Origin of the sequence: Candidatus Chlorohelix sp., from assembly GCF_037138995.1 — a bacterium.
GTDB lineage: Bacteria > Chloroflexota > Chloroflexia > Chloroheliales > Chloroheliaceae > Chlorohelix.
Window position 1 is genome coordinate 1 of sequence record NZ_JBAXHI010000060.1, and the last position, 15,276, is coordinate 15,276.

Sequence of the window (15,276 nt, forward strand, 5' to 3'; positions counted from 1 at the left end):
TGCCAGATAGCCCTCTGGCAAGTATTACTAAAGCTGCGGCTGTATCCCGGTGCATCTCACACCCACAAGGGCATGAGTGCCACCGAACGCTAAGTTCCTTCTTAGCTATCGCGCCACATTCAGGGCAAATCTGCGAGGTGTATCGGGGGTCAACTCTTATCAGCTTGGAACCAGTGTTTGCAACTTTGTACTCAAGCAGGTTCAAAAAGAGTGACCATCCCGCATCGTTCACGGATTTGTTCAAGCCACTTTTAGCGCTTGCCCCGTTTGGCAAGTAGTGACCTGGGTTGCTTTCATCTTCTTTTGGTTTGGCACGTTTTGACAGGTTCTTGACCTGCAAATCTTCAACAGCTATCAGGCTGTAGGTATTGGAAATTTTATGGCTGAGCTTATGAGCAAAATCAAGACGCTGGTTACGAACCTTGCGGAAAGCCAAACTTACCGGCTTCCTGAACTTGCGCCTCATGGGGCTATTCTTGGGGATTTTCGCCAGCCGTTTTTGAGCTTTAGCCAACCGCTTTTCGGACTTCCTGAAAAATCGGGGATTGGTTACTTGCTCACCAGTGGACAGGTTAGCGAAGTGTTCCAGCCCTACATCTATACCTACAACCGGACACAACCTCAATGTTTGCTCAAGAGCGGTAGCTTGAGTTTTGGTTGGGAAGAGTCTGTACTTGTAGGCTTTGCGGGTAAGCATCTAAATACCTTTTTGAGCTTCAATATATTTGCGGATGGTTTCAGCCGATACCGCACCGGCTGTAGAGGCAAAGTAGCTTCCAGTCCACAGGCTAGGCAGTTTCAAGAGTTCCGGGTATTTTGCTCTCAAAGCGTGAGAGCTTCTACCCTTGATTTTCCCCACAATATCAGCCGCGCTATTTGTGGGAAAGGCTCTTACAAAGAGGTGAACATGGTCTGGATTGATAGCCAGTTCAATGATTTCCCATCCGTAGCGGCTAAAGCCGCGTGGTTTTACGGCGCTTTTTATAATTTTCGGACACAATTGTAATGATAGCAGAGCTTAAAATCATTTGCAATAAAAAAAGAGCCTCCCAATCAATGAGAGGCTCAAAACTTTTACCGATAAGCTTATTTCACTCTTATAGATGCGATGTAAGCTACCAGATTTTCAACTTCAGCATCGGTAATGGTGCTTGAATCAAACGCAGGCATTAGATTTTTACCAGTGCGTATATTGTTACGCACGTAAACTGGGTCACCCGCATTTGCGCTATTGGTAAGATTGGGCTGTCCGGCTGTTCCAGTTGCTTTACCCATATTGGCATGGCAGCCTTGGCAAACGGTGCGGAACAATGCCGCGCCTTTTGTTGCATCACCAGTTACTCCCGCTGCTGTACCACCTGCCGCAGTAGTAGCAGTAGTGCCACCTGCCGCAGTAGTCGCGGTTGTACCGCCCCCAGCTGCAGTAGTAGCAGTTGCACCACCCGTCGCAGTTGTAGCCGTTGGTGTAGTAGTTGCGGTTGTAGTAGGAGTAGGTGCTGCCACCGCAGCATTCAGGTCGTTAATTGCCAGCACTGTAAGAACCACGCAGGCAATTAGGAAAGCCAACATGGACAATGAAGCGATAGGGCGACTTAATGGGCTGCGCTTAGAGCCACGGTCGAGTACCGGAGCTAATAACAATAGCAGCACCAATATTGTCGGAACGACTATACCGCCTATCGCCTCTCCGGTTATCGTAAACAATCCCAGATTTACTTCGGGCGGGAATATTTTCAAGAACTGGAATAGGAACAAGAAGTACCATTCCGGTTGGGGAGCCATTTGAACCGGTTTGAGGCTGGTGATTTCAGCGGCTGTCAGGTTAACGTTGTTGCCTTTGAGGTCAACATATAAAGGCTGGCTGGTTTTTGCATCCAAAAAGGGAGTGCCATCGGGAGCTAAGTCCTGCTCAACCCTCACACCTGCGCTGGTTTGATAAACTGTGCTGGATGCTCCTTCAAGGGTGCTGAAGGGGTTATTAGGATCTACCGGGTTTGAGTTCTCAAGGGGCCAGAAGATAGTGGCAAGCACAATCAAGCCGATGACAGCCACCGATGCTACCGCATCCTTGAAGATGATGTAAGGGAAGAAGGCGCGTCCGGCTTTTTTCTTCTTTACATTGGTAGTATCAAACAAGCTATCATTGGGTTTTTCCTTGAGGGTAGGCTGACCGCTGATGCCGATTTTGATTACAAGGAACATATGTACCCCTATCAGCAACGCTGTCAACATCGGTAGGAGCAAGACGTGTAAGGCGTAGAATCTGGTAAGGGTGGCTGCACCAAGGGAAGGACCACCTTTCAAGATGGTTTCAACAGCGGGTCCTAGGATAGGGGCAGAGCCTCCGATTTTAACGCCCACTTGGGTAGCCCAATAAGCGCGGTTATCCCAAGGTAGTAGGTATCCCGTGAAGGAAAAGCCTAGAACCATTAAGAGGATACCAACACCGATGAACCAAGTTAGTTCACGAGGATATTTGTAAGAACCCATGAAGAAGACTCGTACCATGTGGAGCATTACAATAATGACCATCATGTTTGCGCCCCAACGGTGGAAACCTCGCACCCAATCCCCGAAAGGAACGTTGTTGGTGATGTGGCGCACGCTTTCCAGTGCTTCGTTGCTTAGAAGACCATCTGGGCGCACGACTGGCGCGGTGGAAGGAGTATAACCCATTCCGAGAAAGATACCAGAAACAGCTTGAATCAGGAAAACTGTTAAGCTGGCGCTACCTAAGGTAAACCACCAATTTACACTTTTGGGGATGCGGCGGTAAAGCACGTAATCAACGGCGGGCTTTATACCGGTACGCTCGTCTACCCATTCATAGACTCGGTTTGCCATTGCCAATCTTTCCTTCTAGCCTATAGCTGTGTGTAATGCGAGTTGTTTTGAGCAGTTAACAGACAACCCACGTGATTATGCTTTGCGCTCGACACTCTTGAAGACATTAATCATTATTTCGCCATTTTTGATGGTGACAGCATACTTATCTAGCGGGCGGGGAGCGGGTCCTGCGGTTCGGATGCCGTCTTTGTCAAATTGGCTACCGTGACATCCGCAATACAGGTCTTTCTGAGCAGCCCTATAGCCCACGCTACAACCTGCATGTGTACAAATCGAGCTTAGCACCAGAAAATCATCCGCGACGGAAGCATTAGCTTTAATAGCGCGAATAAACACCTTGCGATTGATAGTGGCAGGCTTGAATGAATCGGTGTATGCCACATCTCTCAGCAATTTCTCTTTGATGTCCAGTTGGTTGGCAAAATCTGCCACTTTACCCACCGACACGAACACATCTGCGCTTTCGGAAGAGGTAGCCGGAGCAATGAAGTAACCCACTGCTGGTACTGCAATTACCGCAGTTACCCCAGCCCCCACCGCGTAAATACCCCAGCGCAGAAAAGTGCGGCGAGATGGGGTTGGGTCGCTTTCCGCGGTATCTAGATCCATTATTTTTTTGTCTTGCGTCAGAGCCATTTGTGGTCTCCCCGTAGTAAACTGTAAATTTTATGGGTTGAGCGAAACCGTATGTCAGGTGTCAAGAACCTAGAAACTGCAAAAAACAGATTCGGTTCGGCGCACACCCGCACTCGGTAGGTAATTACACAGTTAGACAGGCTGAAATTGCAGCAGTAGCAAACTTGCGACAAGTTAGCATACCCCTTGTAAGGGTTTTTTGTCAATATTGTATAAATTATAATACTCATGGTTAGAAACGGGCAAGTTATACCTTTGCGATGCTAGAGTCTATTGTGTTAATAATGCATAGTAAATTAATTCACATAATATCATTTTTTGAGAAAGGCTGCAACGTACCCTGATAGCACGCCAGGGATTATGCGTTTAGTTCCAACTTTTCATGAAGGCTAAAGCAACCGTCTCAAAGCTGGTATCTATTTCCAAACGCATAGCCCTTGATAGCACACGCACTTCTAGTCTCTATGTAATCCTCATTTACCAAATTGTAGAAAGATAGCCATTACGGGTTTTGGGGTAGAGTCTTTCAGCGCTACAGGTATTATCCATTCATCAATGAGACGGCGGAATGGGCAATTTTGGCGGTTAAGAGAAACTACAGAAAGGTGTGAATTTTCCGAATCAGCTGGTTTATCAGCTTTTGAGGTGGTCATTTTAGTCTTCTGTTGGCGGAGATCGGGGCAGATGTGAACTCAGACTAGCCATTTTAGACTGGGGTACAGGGATTCGAACCCCAACTTACTGATTCAGAGTCAGCTGTCCTACCGTTAGACGATACCCCAATGTTTTTGGCAGGCTATAAATTAGCACAAACTCAGTTTGTTGTCAAATTCAATTCAATGCTTCTTGGCGCCTGAGTGGGTTCTGGCAAAATCTCTTGAGGCATCCCTGAAGTCTAATATTTATCTATTGACGCAGGTGAAAAATGCTGCTACAATTCCTCTACTTACATGTAGGTAAACTAATCTAGATTCTGTTAGATGGTAAGTGACATACTATGTTAATCAAAGTAGATTTAAGGACAAACGATACCAGAAAACGCATTATCAAGGAAGCCCAGCATCTTTACCAGATGGGCGGTTACAACCAACTCAGTATGGATAAGATTGCCGAGGTGCTTGGTCTTAAACGACCCACTCTTTACTACCATTTCCCCGGTGGAAAGGAACAGTTACTAGTAGAAACCTTAAATATTCTGGTCGATGAAATGATTAACGTATGGGAAAACGCAATTCGAGCTGGTCACGATACCCGTAGTCGGCTTAGAAATATTTTTGGAAGCGCACCTTACTACTCCATAACTGAAAACAAACGGATATTTCTGTACGAACTTTGGCATCTAGGTGAAGAGGTAAAAACAGCGGTTAAGCAAAGTTATGAGAAAGTCTTCGATTTGCTTTCACAAGTCTTTAAGGAAGGTATGGAAAAAGGTGAAATCCGGGAGGTAGAGCTAGAAATAGCAATGCACAGCTTTTTTGCTATCTTTGACCAGGTTGAAAGTATGATTACTGCTAGGGAACTATTTCCTGAACTTGGACATAATGCAAACACTTTCGAACTAGAGGTACTGATCGATAAGATATTTAATCTCTGGATGACTGGACTGATAGTACCCGTATCCTCCAGTTCTTAAAATCAGGGTTCCTTTTTTACCATAATAGTTTTTTACGTATAGAGCTAGGCTTGTAGCCTAGAAAAAAATCTAGTGTTTTTTTTTGCCTTTTTTGCCTACCTAAGAGTAGGTTGAATACTTGATAAAAAAGAATTAGCAAACTTATTTCCAAGGAGAAAACAATTGGGTAATTTCTTAGATAAGTCAGGTTCTTTCTTGTTTAGAAAGAAATGGTGGGTGGTTGGTTTTTGGCTATTGGTGTTAGGGGTGGTAGGGAGCGGGGCGGCTACCTTCTACAAACCAGCATCCAGTGGCATTACCATTCCGGGTACTCAGGCTCAGGTTACGATTGATCGTGTGGGTCAGTTGTTTCCCGGCACAGGTAACGGTTCCGGTCAGATTGTCTTTCATACTACCGATAAATCGGTAAGTGATTTTCAGGGTGTGATTGATCCCGCTCTTTCCAAAGTTAAAGGAGTGCTGGGTGTGGTGAACGTGGTCAGCCCATTTATCAACCCCATGGCGATGTCTGCGGACGGTAAAACGGCTTATGCCATAGTGCAGTTTGAAAAAGGCACCGGTCAGATAGACAAGGCTACTCTCGCAGAACTTGCCGGTATTGCAAATAGACTCAACTCTCCTGAGCTAGAGGTCGAACGAGCCGGAAATCTTATCAGTCAACAACCCGAAGAATTATTTGGTTTGTCCGAAATAATGGGTTTGGTAATAGCTCTAGTGGTATTGCTTATGACCTTTGGCGCTACCGTTTCAGCCGGTATGCCACTGTTGATTGCAATAACGGGTGTGGCTATAAGCATAGCCGGGCTTTATTCATGCAGCCAACTTTTTGACATTACCGCTACTACTCCAGCTTTGGGTTCGATGCTTGGCTTGGCTGTAGGTATAGACTATTCGCTCTTTATCGTTTCAAAATACCGTACTCTCTTATTGGAAGGTTACAGCTATAATAAAGCCGCTGGTCGGGCAATCGGCACCGCCGGTAACGCGGTAATTTTTGCCGCTAGTACGGTTATTATCGCCCTCGCGGCTTTGAGTGTGGTTAACATCCCCTTTATGACCACTATGGGTCTAGCCGGAGCAGCTTCTATTGCGGTAGCGGCATTTCTTTCTGTGACCCTGACTCCAGCTATTCTCGGCATTGCTGGCACAAAAATATTTGGGCGTAAGACCGCCGAAAAAATAGCCGCCGCCCAAGAAAAGGGTATAGAAAAACATCATACCATCAGCCACCATACCTTCTGGTACAAGTGGGGCGAGAAAATTACCAGACATCCAATTCTCGCCATCGGGTTTAGCCTAATTATAGTTGGGCTGCTGGCTTTCCCAGTTACTGCCATCACCTTGGGTCTTCCTAATGACCAATATTCCGCCCCTTCTACCACCCAGCGAAAGGCTTACGACTTGTTAGCAAACGCTTTTGGCGTAGGTTACAATGCACCACTTGTCGTTCTGGCAGAAAATGTTCCTCCAGTGACCGAGTCCGACCGGGCTGCTGTGCGAAGTGCTGTGACTGCCGAGTACCAGAAACAGTTGGATGCTGCTAGTCAGGCGCAAAAGGCTAAATTTGATAAGCAAGCTGCTGAGGCTACTACTCCAGAATTACAAGCTAAACTACAGCAAGATATAGCAGCGGCTCAAGCTGATGGTCAAAAGCAGCAACAAACTGCCCAAGCCCAGCTTGAGGCGCAGATAGCCCAGTATTCAAGTTTGGCACAGCTATCTAAAATCGCAACCCAGTTAGGTAAAATCGCTGACGTAAAAATGGCGACCCCAGCTATTGTAACTGCCGATGGTAGTAGTGGTCTTATTCAGATAATACCGGATAGTGCGCCTTCTGACCGGAAGACCTCGGATTTAATCACTTATATCCGTAGCAAGCAGTCTGAGGCAAGTGGCAACCCTACGGTAAAGCTGGGAGTTACAGGTTATACCGCCTTGCAAGACGATATTAGTAATAAACTGTCAGATGCGCTACCAATCTATCTGATTGTAGTGGTAGGGCTTTCCCTAGTGCTGCTCTTGATTGCTTTTCGTTCAATCCTTGTACCGCTCAAAGCTACGTTAGGATTCCTGTTATCGGTAATGGCAATGTTTGGTTCTACGGTAGCTGTTTTTCAATGGGGATGGTTTGGACTTGTTTCGCCGGGACCTATCATCAGCTTTATACCAATCATCGGCATCGGCATTTTGTTTGGTTTGGCGATGGATTATGAGTTTTTCCTAGTTTCAAGCATGCATGAAGTTTATTATAAGACTGGCAACGCCAGACGGGCAGTGGTTTCTGGTTTTAGCTTGGGTGCGAAAGTAGTTACGGCAGCCGCCGCAATTATGGTCGCCGTATTCGGGGGCTTTGCCGGTAGCGCTGACACTAATATCAGACTGTTTGGAGTTAGCCTAGCAGTGGGTATTTTTGTGGATGCTTTTATCGTGCGGATGACATTGGTTCCGGCGCTAATGAGCCTCTTGGGAAAAGCAGCTTGGTGGATACCGAACTGGCTCGATAAGAGCTTACCTAACCTGTCTATTGAAGGAGAGGTTGAGGAAGGCGATTTTGAGGAAGAGGAAGATAGAGTTGAGAATATTAGTACAGCTTCACTGAAATAAACCAACCTTCTTGGCAATCGCTACCCAAACAAAAACCTCCCCTTTCCAAGCAAGGAAAAGGGAGGTTATGTTTCTACAGTTTTATTTTACTTTGAAAGGGCGCTACATCGGGCGAACAGTACACTTGCTCAAACGAGTGGGTTTTTTAGCTCGTTTCTATTATATCTTTTCTACCTCACTTGTTTAGATAGGCTACCTTTTTTGGAGGTCTTCTAAATGTGTTCGGTAGCAAATTTAATGCCAAAAAAGGCAGAAGCGTTGTTAATATCTTGTTAACAAATTTGACGTTATCAATAACAATTTGTTAAAGACTCCTTTATAAATCTAAAGTAGTATAGATAATAAGATTGTGAAATACTGCTCGAAGTGTTTTTTTAGCAATAATTACCGGTGCCAATTTTGCTTTACCGGCATATTGTGCAGGGATAAATCATCTCTGTTTTAATGAAATCCAAGTTTCCTTTCAAGGAGGGAAGATCACTTGTTTAAGAGAACCAAATCGTTGAACCCGAAATTTTTAGTAGCGCTGGCGCTTACTATGCTGCTGGCGTTGGTGTTGGTGGCTTGCGGTGATAATACTGCTACCACCGTTCCTGCCACTACTGCGGCAGCTACCACTACCAAAGCAGCTACCACTGCTGCGGGTACCACCGCCGCTGCTGCTACTACTGCGGCAGGCACCACTGCGGCAGCTACTACCGCCGCTGCTGCTACCACTACTGCGGCAGGTACTGCTGCTGCTTCTGTAACTCCTCCCGGTGGCTATAAAGTTACCGCGAGCGTCACTTTGACCGGATCTGGCGCTACTTTTCCTGATCCGACCTATCAACAATGGCTCAAAGACTTCGTAGCTGTTAATCCCAGCGTAAAATTAACTTACACTGGTGTTGGTAGCGGAGCTGGTCGCAAGAGCTTCTTCGCCGGTGAAACCGATTTTGCCGGTTCCGATGGCTATCCCACCGATGCTGAAATCGCTGACTACAAGAAGCCGATTCTTACCATTCCAATGACCCTCGGCGCGGTAGTGTTGGCTTATAACCTCGATGGCGTAACCACCCTGAAACTCAGCCCTGAAACTATCGGCGCTATCTACACTGGCAAAGTTACCAAGTGGAACGATGCAAAGATTGCTGCTGAAAACGCTGGCGTAACCTTACCTGCTTTGGATATTACCCTTGCTGTTCGCCAAGATGACTCCGGTACTTCTTCTGTTTTCTCTAACTGGTTGGCAGAAGTTAGCCCGGATTTCAAGGCTTTGAACGCTGCTGGCAGTACCCCTAAGTGGGAAGCCGCTGGTCTTAACCCGGTAAAAGCTCCTAAGAACGACGGTGTAACCGGGCTAATCAAACAGACCAAAGGTACCCTCGGTTATATCGAATCTTCCTATGCTCAGGCTAACAATATTCCTTACGCTTTAATCAAGAACCCTGCTGGTAACTATGTAAACGCCAGCGTGGAAGCGATTAGCGCTGCCGCACTTGGTGGTAGCGTACCGGCTAACCTGAAGCTGAAGGTAACCCAAAGTGCCGATGCAAAAGCGTATCCTATTGCCTCGACCACTTGGATTATTATCCCTGTAGAAATTGCTACCAAAGATAAAGCCGATGCTCTGCTTCGCTTCTTGTGGTGGGCTACTCAGGATAGCGCCCCGATTGAAGCTGCTAAGAAACTTGGTTACGCTCCGTTGCCGACTGCGGTTCAGGATAAAGTTCGCGCAACTTTACTGACCGTGACTTCCGGCGGTACTCCGGTTCTCAAGTAATTTGAATACTAAAAGGTAGGGACAGGCGCTTATACCTGCTCCCTATCTTTTGGTTTCTATGCTAACTACTAAATTAGCTCACCTAAATTTTAAATACCGTTCTCGTTATTGAGGAGAGTTATAAATAAATGTCAGTTGAAGCCCCTCCTAATCCTAGAAAGAAAAATTCTTCATTTATTTCAAATCCCGGGGATAATGTATTCGTCATAATAACTGTATTTTTTGCGCTGCTTGTAATTTCTTTAGTTATTATCTTTGCCGTGAATCTCTTGACCGGTTCATGGGATTCCATAATAAAGAACGGTATCAGCTACTATACGACTATCGAGTGGTCTGTAACCAACGACACCTATATATTTGGCTCATTGAACTTTATTTACGCTTCGATAGTTACTTCGGTTATCGCATTGATAATCGGTGGCGCAATCAGTATTGGTTCGGCTATATTTCTGGCAGAATATGCTCCTCCGTGGCTTCGTACCCCTATCGCCTTTATGATTGAATTACTGGCAGCTATTCCCAGTATTATCTATGGTTTCTGGGGTGTGCAAATTTTGTCACCGATTTTAGGTGGGCAGGATGGGGTTGAAAGGTTTTTAAGCAAGGTTTTCGGTTTCTTACCAATGTTTGGTGATAAGGTTACCAACACCTTTGGTAAAGATGTAAACGTTTCCTTTAGTGGGCGTGATATTTTCTGTGCCGGGTTAATCCTTTCGATTATGATTATCCCGATTGTAACTTCCATTGCTCGTGACGTGTTACGTACCGTTCCTGATAGCCAGCGCGAGGGAATGCTGGCAATGGGCGCTACCAGATGGCAGGCTATTACGAAGGCAGTATTGCCCTATGGTAAAGGCGGGATTATCGGCGCTTTGATATTAGGGTTAGGACGCGCTATCGGTGAAACGGTGGCAGTAGCTTACCTAATCGGCGGAGCTAGTAGTTACATCGGACCAAATTCTTCAATCTTTTATAGCAGCGAAACACTCCCCGCCAAAATTTCCAATAGCTATGGTGAAATAACCAAAAATACCCAATCTGCTATCATACAGTTAGGTTTTACCCTCTTTGTGATAACGCTGGTTGTTAATATGATTGCGCGGGCAATGGTAGGTAGTCAGGTAATACGCCGCCCTTCTACAAACCAAAACGCTGTATCGAAAGCATTTAGACAGCTTGGTAAGTGGTTTGGGATTTTCTTTTTCCCTCTAACCATAATGGTACTCTCAATATACTTATCCTTGGCAGTTTCCTTAATTATTGTAGCAATCTGGGCAATTGTAAAAGCGCTACGGTTTCTAGAAGTTCGAGCTGCTACTGAAGGCAAGCCTTTTCCACACCTCTTAGCCTTGATAGGAAATCCGAACAAATCGTATGGCTTCCGCAAAAACAGCGACAAAATAATGACTGTGCTGATTTCCCTCGCAGCAATTATTGCCATTATCCCGCTCGCTAGTATTTTGATACTAGTTACGGTCAAAGGCTTACCTATAGTTTTTCAGGATGGCTTTTTGCTAGGTAATCAGCGTATTGCTCCTTACGGCATAGGTCATGCCATTTTAGGCACTTTGATTATGACCGGATTGGGCGCGGTAATCGGCATACCGATTGGTATCCTTGCAGGTATATACCTTGCCGAATTTGGTAGAGGGCGTTTCGCAAGTCTGGTGCGCTATACCGCAGACGTATTACAGGGTATTCCCAGTATAATTATGGGTATTGTGGTATATACAATTGTGGTTCAAGCGCGTTGGTTTAGTGACCCTAGCTTGACCAGCCCATATAATGGAATAGCTGCTAGTGTTGCTCTAGGTATAATGATTGTACCGATTATTACTCGCAATACGGAGGAAATACTCAAGCTTGTTCCCAATAATATCAGAGAAGCGGCATTGGCATTGGGTATTCCTCGTTGGCGTGCGGTAGTTACGGTGATTATACCAGCAGCTTTCAGCGGTGTGATGACGGGCATAATCTTAGGTCTGGCGCGTATTGCCGGCGAAACCGCCCCGTTATTGCTAACTGCGCGTGGTAATAGTTACTTACCTGACTCGCTACAGCAGCAATATCCCGCTGTAACCTTGTATATCTTCTTGCAGCAAAATGCCAATAAACCGGAAGAAATTGATAGGCTTTGGGGCGCGGCATTTATGCTCGTTTTGATGATTATGGTTTTAACTTTGGGTGTGCGCTACTTGACCAGAAACAAGCTAGGCACGCGCCTTTCCAACTAGGTGGTATGCTCTGCAAAGTAATGCGCTACATTTATAAATCACATTAAATTTTGTAGCTTGAGCTTTACTACCATAGCATTGTAACTGTATAATAGCATTGTAGATATAACAAAGGAATAGCACTAATGAGCGCTGAAGCCCCCATATTAAACGGCGTTAACCGTAAGGGACAAGGCATTGACATCCAAAAAGTAAATATATTTTACGGAAAAAAGCAGGCTGTCCGTAATGTAAATTTGCAAATTGAAGCAAACAAAATCACTGCTTTTATCGGACCGAGCGGTTGCGGGAAAACCACCCTTCTACGCAGCCTGAACCGTATGATTGAAACCATCCCCGGAGCGCGGGTTGAAGGCAAAATCATGCTGGATGACCGGGATATAAATGAAAAAGGCTTTGATGCTGCCTTGGTGCGCCAGAATATAGGTATGGTGTGGCAACGCCCTAACCCCTTCCCTTCCCTTTCAATTCGCGACAATGTTATTTCAGGTTTGAAGGTAGTTGGAGAAAGCAATCAGAAAAAGCTCGATGCAATAGCCGAAGACTGTCTTCGCCGCGCCTTTTTGTGGGATGAAGTCAAGGACAAACTTGATCAACCCGGTACTTCTCTTAGCGGTGGTCAACAACAACGTCTCTGTATTGCACGTACAGTCGCGGTGGAGCCTGAAGTAATTCTTATGGATGAACCTTGCGCTGCTCTAGACCCTCTTTCGACTCTTCGTGTTGAAGAATTAATGCTGGAGTTGAAAAAGAGTTATACCATTGTGATTGTTACTCACAATATGCAGCAGGCAGCTCGCGTTAGTGACAAGACTGCTTTTATGCTTGCAGGCGAAGAACGCATTGGCGAGCTTGTAGAATACGCTGAAACCAAAAAGGTATTTACAAACCCTAGAGATGAGCGTACAGAAAGATATATCAGTGGGCGCTTCGGTTAAAATCGAAAATGAAAAAGTAAATCAAGGAGTGTGTATGTCTGACAGCCTAGTGGGGCAAATTAGCACGGGCATAAAAATCAACACAGTAGTTACCGGAATCGCGGCTGAAGCGGCTGAGGAAAGCGCTACTGGATTACAGACCAAATTCGAAGTCGCAAGCCTTAATTTCAATTACGGTAATTTTCAGGCTCTGCATAATCTGAATGTGCATATTCCCTCTCGACGCATCACTGCCATTATAGGACCTAGCGGCAGTGGTAAGACTACCTTCTTACGCTTGCTTAATCGCATGAGCGATATGACACCGGGTTCATGGCATACGGGTGAAATCCGTCTTGATGGAATTGACATTTTCTCCTCCGACCTGAATGTTGTTGCTTTACGCAAGCGTGTAGGTATGGTTTTCCAGAAGCCTAATCCATTTCCTAAAACCATCTATGACAATATCGCTTATGGTCCTCGAATGCACGGCACTCATAAGAAAAAAGCGGAGATGGATGAACTGGTAGAGCGTTGCTTACGGCAAGCCGCGTTGTGGGATGAGGTAAAAGATTCTTTACATAAATCTGCATTAGCGCTTAGCGGTGGGCAGCAGCAGCGTTTGTGCATTGCTCGTTCAATCTCAGTTGAGCCGGAAGTAATTTTAATGGATGAACCCGCTTCTGCGCTTGACCCGATTTCCACCATCAAAATCGAAGAATTGATGATTGACTTGCGCCGCAAATATACAATCGTGATTGTTACCCACAATATGCAACAGGCGGCACGTGCCAGCGATTATACAATGGTGTTCGTAATGTCTCCTTCTCGCGCTGGAGAAATTGTTGAGTTTGGAAAAACCCAAGATATTTTCACCAATCCTCAGCATGAGAAGACCGAGCAATATATTACGGGGCGCTTCGGCTAGAACTAGATTTAGCTTAACTCTTTTCCCTTCTTTCGATTCCAGAAGAGGGGAATTTTTTTTACATAAAATGTTCCGGGCGTGAGTTCTGTTTATCGAAAGCGGCAATTTCGTGTTCGTGGATGCCGATGAGGTAGAGCAACACATCTAGGCTGGGCTGGTTGATGGAGAGGTCGGCGGCTTCGCGCACAATTGGTTTGGCGTTGAACGCTACGCCTACGCCCGCCGTTTCTAGCATTAGCAGGTCGTTCGCGCCATCTCCCACCGCTAACGTTTGCGCTAATTCGATTTCTTCTTTTGCCGCTACTTCTTTTAGCAAACGCGCCTTAGCTTGCCTATCTACAATTGCGCCGGTCACTCGCCCGGTCAGCTTGCCGTCCTCAATCTCAAGGGTGTTGGCGAAAGCGTAATCCAACCGCAGCCGTTCCTTAAGGATGTCGGTTACAAAGGTGAAGCCGCCGCTGACGATGGCGGTTTTATAGCCGAGTAATTTCAAAACCTTAATGAGGCGCTCTGCGCCGGGGGTGAAGCGAATCACCTTGAACACTTCCTGCAAGCGGTCAGCGGGTAAACCTGTCAGCAACGCCACGCGCTTGTGCAACGCGCCCACGAAATCGAGCTTGCCCTCCATCGCTTCAAGCGTAATGGCGGCAACCTGTTCTTCCACTCCGGCTATTTTCGCAATCTCATCAATTACTTCGTTCTGGATGAGGGTTGAATCCACGTCCATCACAATCAGGCGCTTGCTGCGGCGGTAAAGGCTTTCGGGCTGTACCGCAATATCAACCTGTACGGCATTGCTGACGGCAAAAAGCGCCTGTTTTAGCTGCGCCTGTCCCAGACCTTTGGGCGCGTAAACGGTTAGCTCGATTGCTTTTAGCTGGTGTTCGGTCAGACGAGAAATGCGGGTGATGTTTGCGCCCATCTGCGCCAATGCTCCGGTGATGGCTTGCAGGGCATGGGGCTTGATAATGGGAGCAAGGCAAGTAACGGCGTACAGATTGTCGCTGTTCGTAACATGCGCCGGGTTGAAGGGCTGTAGATTGATGGTTAGGTTTAGCTCAACCGCCAACCGCTCTAGTTTGTGTAACAACGCCTGTTGCTCTTTGCGGGGCAGTTCGGCGTTGCGCTTGGGCAAGCCGACATCTAGCGCCATTACCAGCAACGGTGGGATGGTAACTTGCTGGATGTCCAGCAAATCCGCGCCTTCCTCGTCTAGCAATTGGCATATCGAGGAGGTAACGCCGGGTTTGTCGCGCCCGGTGATGGTCAGCAACCATCTAGCGATATATCTCCCTACTTCAACATCGGTAGTAGTATTATTATTGCTGCCTATTGTTGTATCGCTCATTTGCCCGCGCTCTGCTCAATTATGACTGTAAAAGGGATGCTAATAAAAGTGTATTAGATTAGGGCGCATTCCGAACCGCCCGGATTTTTCACGATTAATCATAAAGGTTGCGCGTTAGACGGTCAAGCGCGGACTAGGCAAAAAACCGTCAACGGGCAGCGATTTTCAATTCAAGCTGGTGAATCACCTGCCCCAACGCGCTTTCCGCTCCTTCCAGCAGCATTTCGCCCAAACCGGGATGCCAGTGCAGGGTTTCGGCAAGGTCGGTCAGGGTTGCGCCCATCTCGATTGCCAGAGCCGCTTCGCCGATTAGGTCGCCGGAGCGCGTACCGACCAGCGTCACACCTAGCAGCGCGTCATTTTCCGC

11 protein-coding genes, 1 tRNA gene and 2 pseudogenes are annotated in these 15,276 nt (G+C 46.5%); 6 read left to right on the forward strand and 8 right to left on the reverse strand.

What is annotated here, in order from left to right; translation table 11 throughout:
• The 6 genes and pseudogenes from WCK19_RS17095 to WCK19_RS17120 all read right to left on the reverse strand — a co-directional run.
• A partial coding sequence (locus WCK19_RS17095) for an RNA-guided endonuclease TnpB family protein (RefSeq protein WP_342398616.1) occupies window positions 1-697 on the reverse strand: 697 nt, incomplete at its 3' end.
• A pseudogene (gene tnpA / locus WCK19_RS17100) lies at window positions 698-1,053 on the reverse strand (IS200/IS605 family transposase).
• Window positions 1,054-1,086: 33 nt separating this feature from the next.
• Window positions 1,087-2,844, reverse strand: coding sequence for a cytochrome b N-terminal domain-containing protein (locus WCK19_RS17105; RefSeq protein ID WP_342398617.1), 1,758 nt, complete (start codon window positions 2,842-2,844; stop codon window positions 1,087-1,089).
• A gap of 75 nt (window positions 2,845-2,919) precedes the next feature.
• Window positions 2,920-3,483, reverse strand: a complete 564-nt coding sequence (locus tag WCK19_RS17110) for a ubiquinol-cytochrome c reductase iron-sulfur subunit (RefSeq protein WP_342398618.1) — start codon at window positions 3,481-3,483, stop codon at window positions 2,920-2,922.
• Window positions 3,484-3,956: 473 nt separating this feature from the next.
• Window positions 3,957-4,136 (reverse strand): hypothetical protein, encoded by a 180-nt coding sequence (locus WCK19_RS17115; RefSeq protein ID WP_342398619.1) that lies wholly within the window; start codon window positions 4,134-4,136, stop codon window positions 3,957-3,959.
• Between the two features lie 58 nt (window positions 4,137-4,194).
• Window positions 4,195-4,265, reverse strand: a tRNA-Gln gene (locus WCK19_RS17120).
• Between the two features lie 215 nt (window positions 4,266-4,480).
• Here WCK19_RS17120 and WCK19_RS17125 point away from each other — a divergent pair.
• The 6 genes from WCK19_RS17125 to pstB (WCK19_RS17150) all read left to right on the forward strand — a co-directional run bounded on the left by WCK19_RS17125 (window position 4,481) and on the right by pstB (WCK19_RS17150) (window position 13,561).
• Window positions 4,481-5,116, forward strand: a complete 636-nt coding sequence (locus WCK19_RS17125; RefSeq protein WP_342398620.1) for a TetR/AcrR family transcriptional regulator — start codon at window positions 4,481-4,483, stop codon at window positions 5,114-5,116.
• A gap of 162 nt (window positions 5,117-5,278) precedes the next feature.
• Window positions 5,279-7,720: an MMPL family transporter gene (locus WCK19_RS17130; RefSeq protein ID WP_342398621.1), complete on the forward strand. Its 2,442-nt coding sequence runs from the start codon at window positions 5,279-5,281 to the stop codon at window positions 7,718-7,720.
• A 502-nt stretch (window positions 7,721-8,222) separates the two neighbouring features.
• Entirely contained in the window at window positions 8,223-9,482 is a 1,260-nt protein-coding gene (gene pstS / locus WCK19_RS17135; protein ID WP_342398622.1) for a phosphate ABC transporter substrate-binding protein PstS, read from the forward strand.
• Between the two features lie 128 nt (window positions 9,483-9,610).
• Window positions 9,611-11,716, forward strand: a complete 2,106-nt coding sequence (gene pstC / locus WCK19_RS17140; RefSeq protein WP_342398623.1) for a phosphate ABC transporter permease subunit PstC — start codon at window positions 9,611-9,613, stop codon at window positions 11,714-11,716.
• A 125-nt stretch (window positions 11,717-11,841) separates the two neighbouring features.
• Complete coding sequence (pstB, locus tag WCK19_RS17145; RefSeq protein WP_342398624.1) at window positions 11,842-12,654, forward strand: phosphate ABC transporter ATP-binding protein PstB; 813 nt, start codon at window positions 11,842-11,844, stop codon at window positions 12,652-12,654.
• Window positions 12,655-12,688: 34 nt separating this feature from the next.
• On the forward strand, window positions 12,689-13,561 hold the full coding sequence (gene pstB, locus WCK19_RS17150; RefSeq protein WP_342398625.1) for a phosphate ABC transporter ATP-binding protein PstB: 873 nt from the start codon (window positions 12,689-12,691) through the stop codon (window positions 13,559-13,561).
• 58 nt (window positions 13,562-13,619) lie between these two features.
• Here the strand turns inward: pstB (WCK19_RS17150) and serB are convergent, their stop codons facing one another.
• Window positions 13,620-14,909 (reverse strand): phosphoserine phosphatase SerB, encoded by a 1,290-nt coding sequence (gene serB, locus WCK19_RS17155; RefSeq protein WP_342398626.1) that lies wholly within the window; start codon window positions 14,907-14,909, stop codon window positions 13,620-13,622.
• A gap of 148 nt (window positions 14,910-15,057) precedes the next feature.
• Window positions 15,058-15,276 (reverse strand): annotated as a pseudogene (locus tag WCK19_RS17160) (hypothetical protein); the annotation flags it as partial.

Excerpts from the sequence above, each read along its gene's own strand:
- WCK19_RS17105 (WP_342398617.1), bottom strand. The coding sequence starts at position 2,844 with ATGGCAAACCGAGTCTATGAATGGGTAGACGAGCGTACCGGTATAAAG.
- WCK19_RS17110 (WP_342398618.1), bottom strand. The coding sequence starts at position 3,483 with ATGGCTCTGACGCAAGACAAAAAAATAATGGATCTAGATACCGCGGAA.
- WCK19_RS17115 (WP_342398619.1), bottom strand. The coding sequence starts at position 4,136 with ATGACCACCTCAAAAGCTGATAAACCAGCTGATTCGGAAAATTCACAC.
- WCK19_RS17125 (WP_342398620.1), top strand. The coding sequence starts at position 4,481 with ATGTTAATCAAAGTAGATTTAAGGACAAACGATACCAGAAAACGCATT.
- pstC (WP_342398623.1), top strand. The coding sequence starts at position 9,611 with ATGTCAGTTGAAGCCCCTCCTAATCCTAGAAAGAAAAATTCTTCATTT.
- pstB (WP_342398624.1), top strand. The coding sequence starts at position 11,842 with ATGAGCGCTGAAGCCCCCATATTAAACGGCGTTAACCGTAAGGGACAA.
- pstB (WP_342398625.1), top strand. The coding sequence starts at position 12,689 with ATGTCTGACAGCCTAGTGGGGCAAATTAGCACGGGCATAAAAATCAAC.
- serB (WP_342398626.1), bottom strand. The coding sequence starts at position 14,909 with ATGAGCGATACAACAATAGGCAGCAATAATAATACTACTACCGATGTT.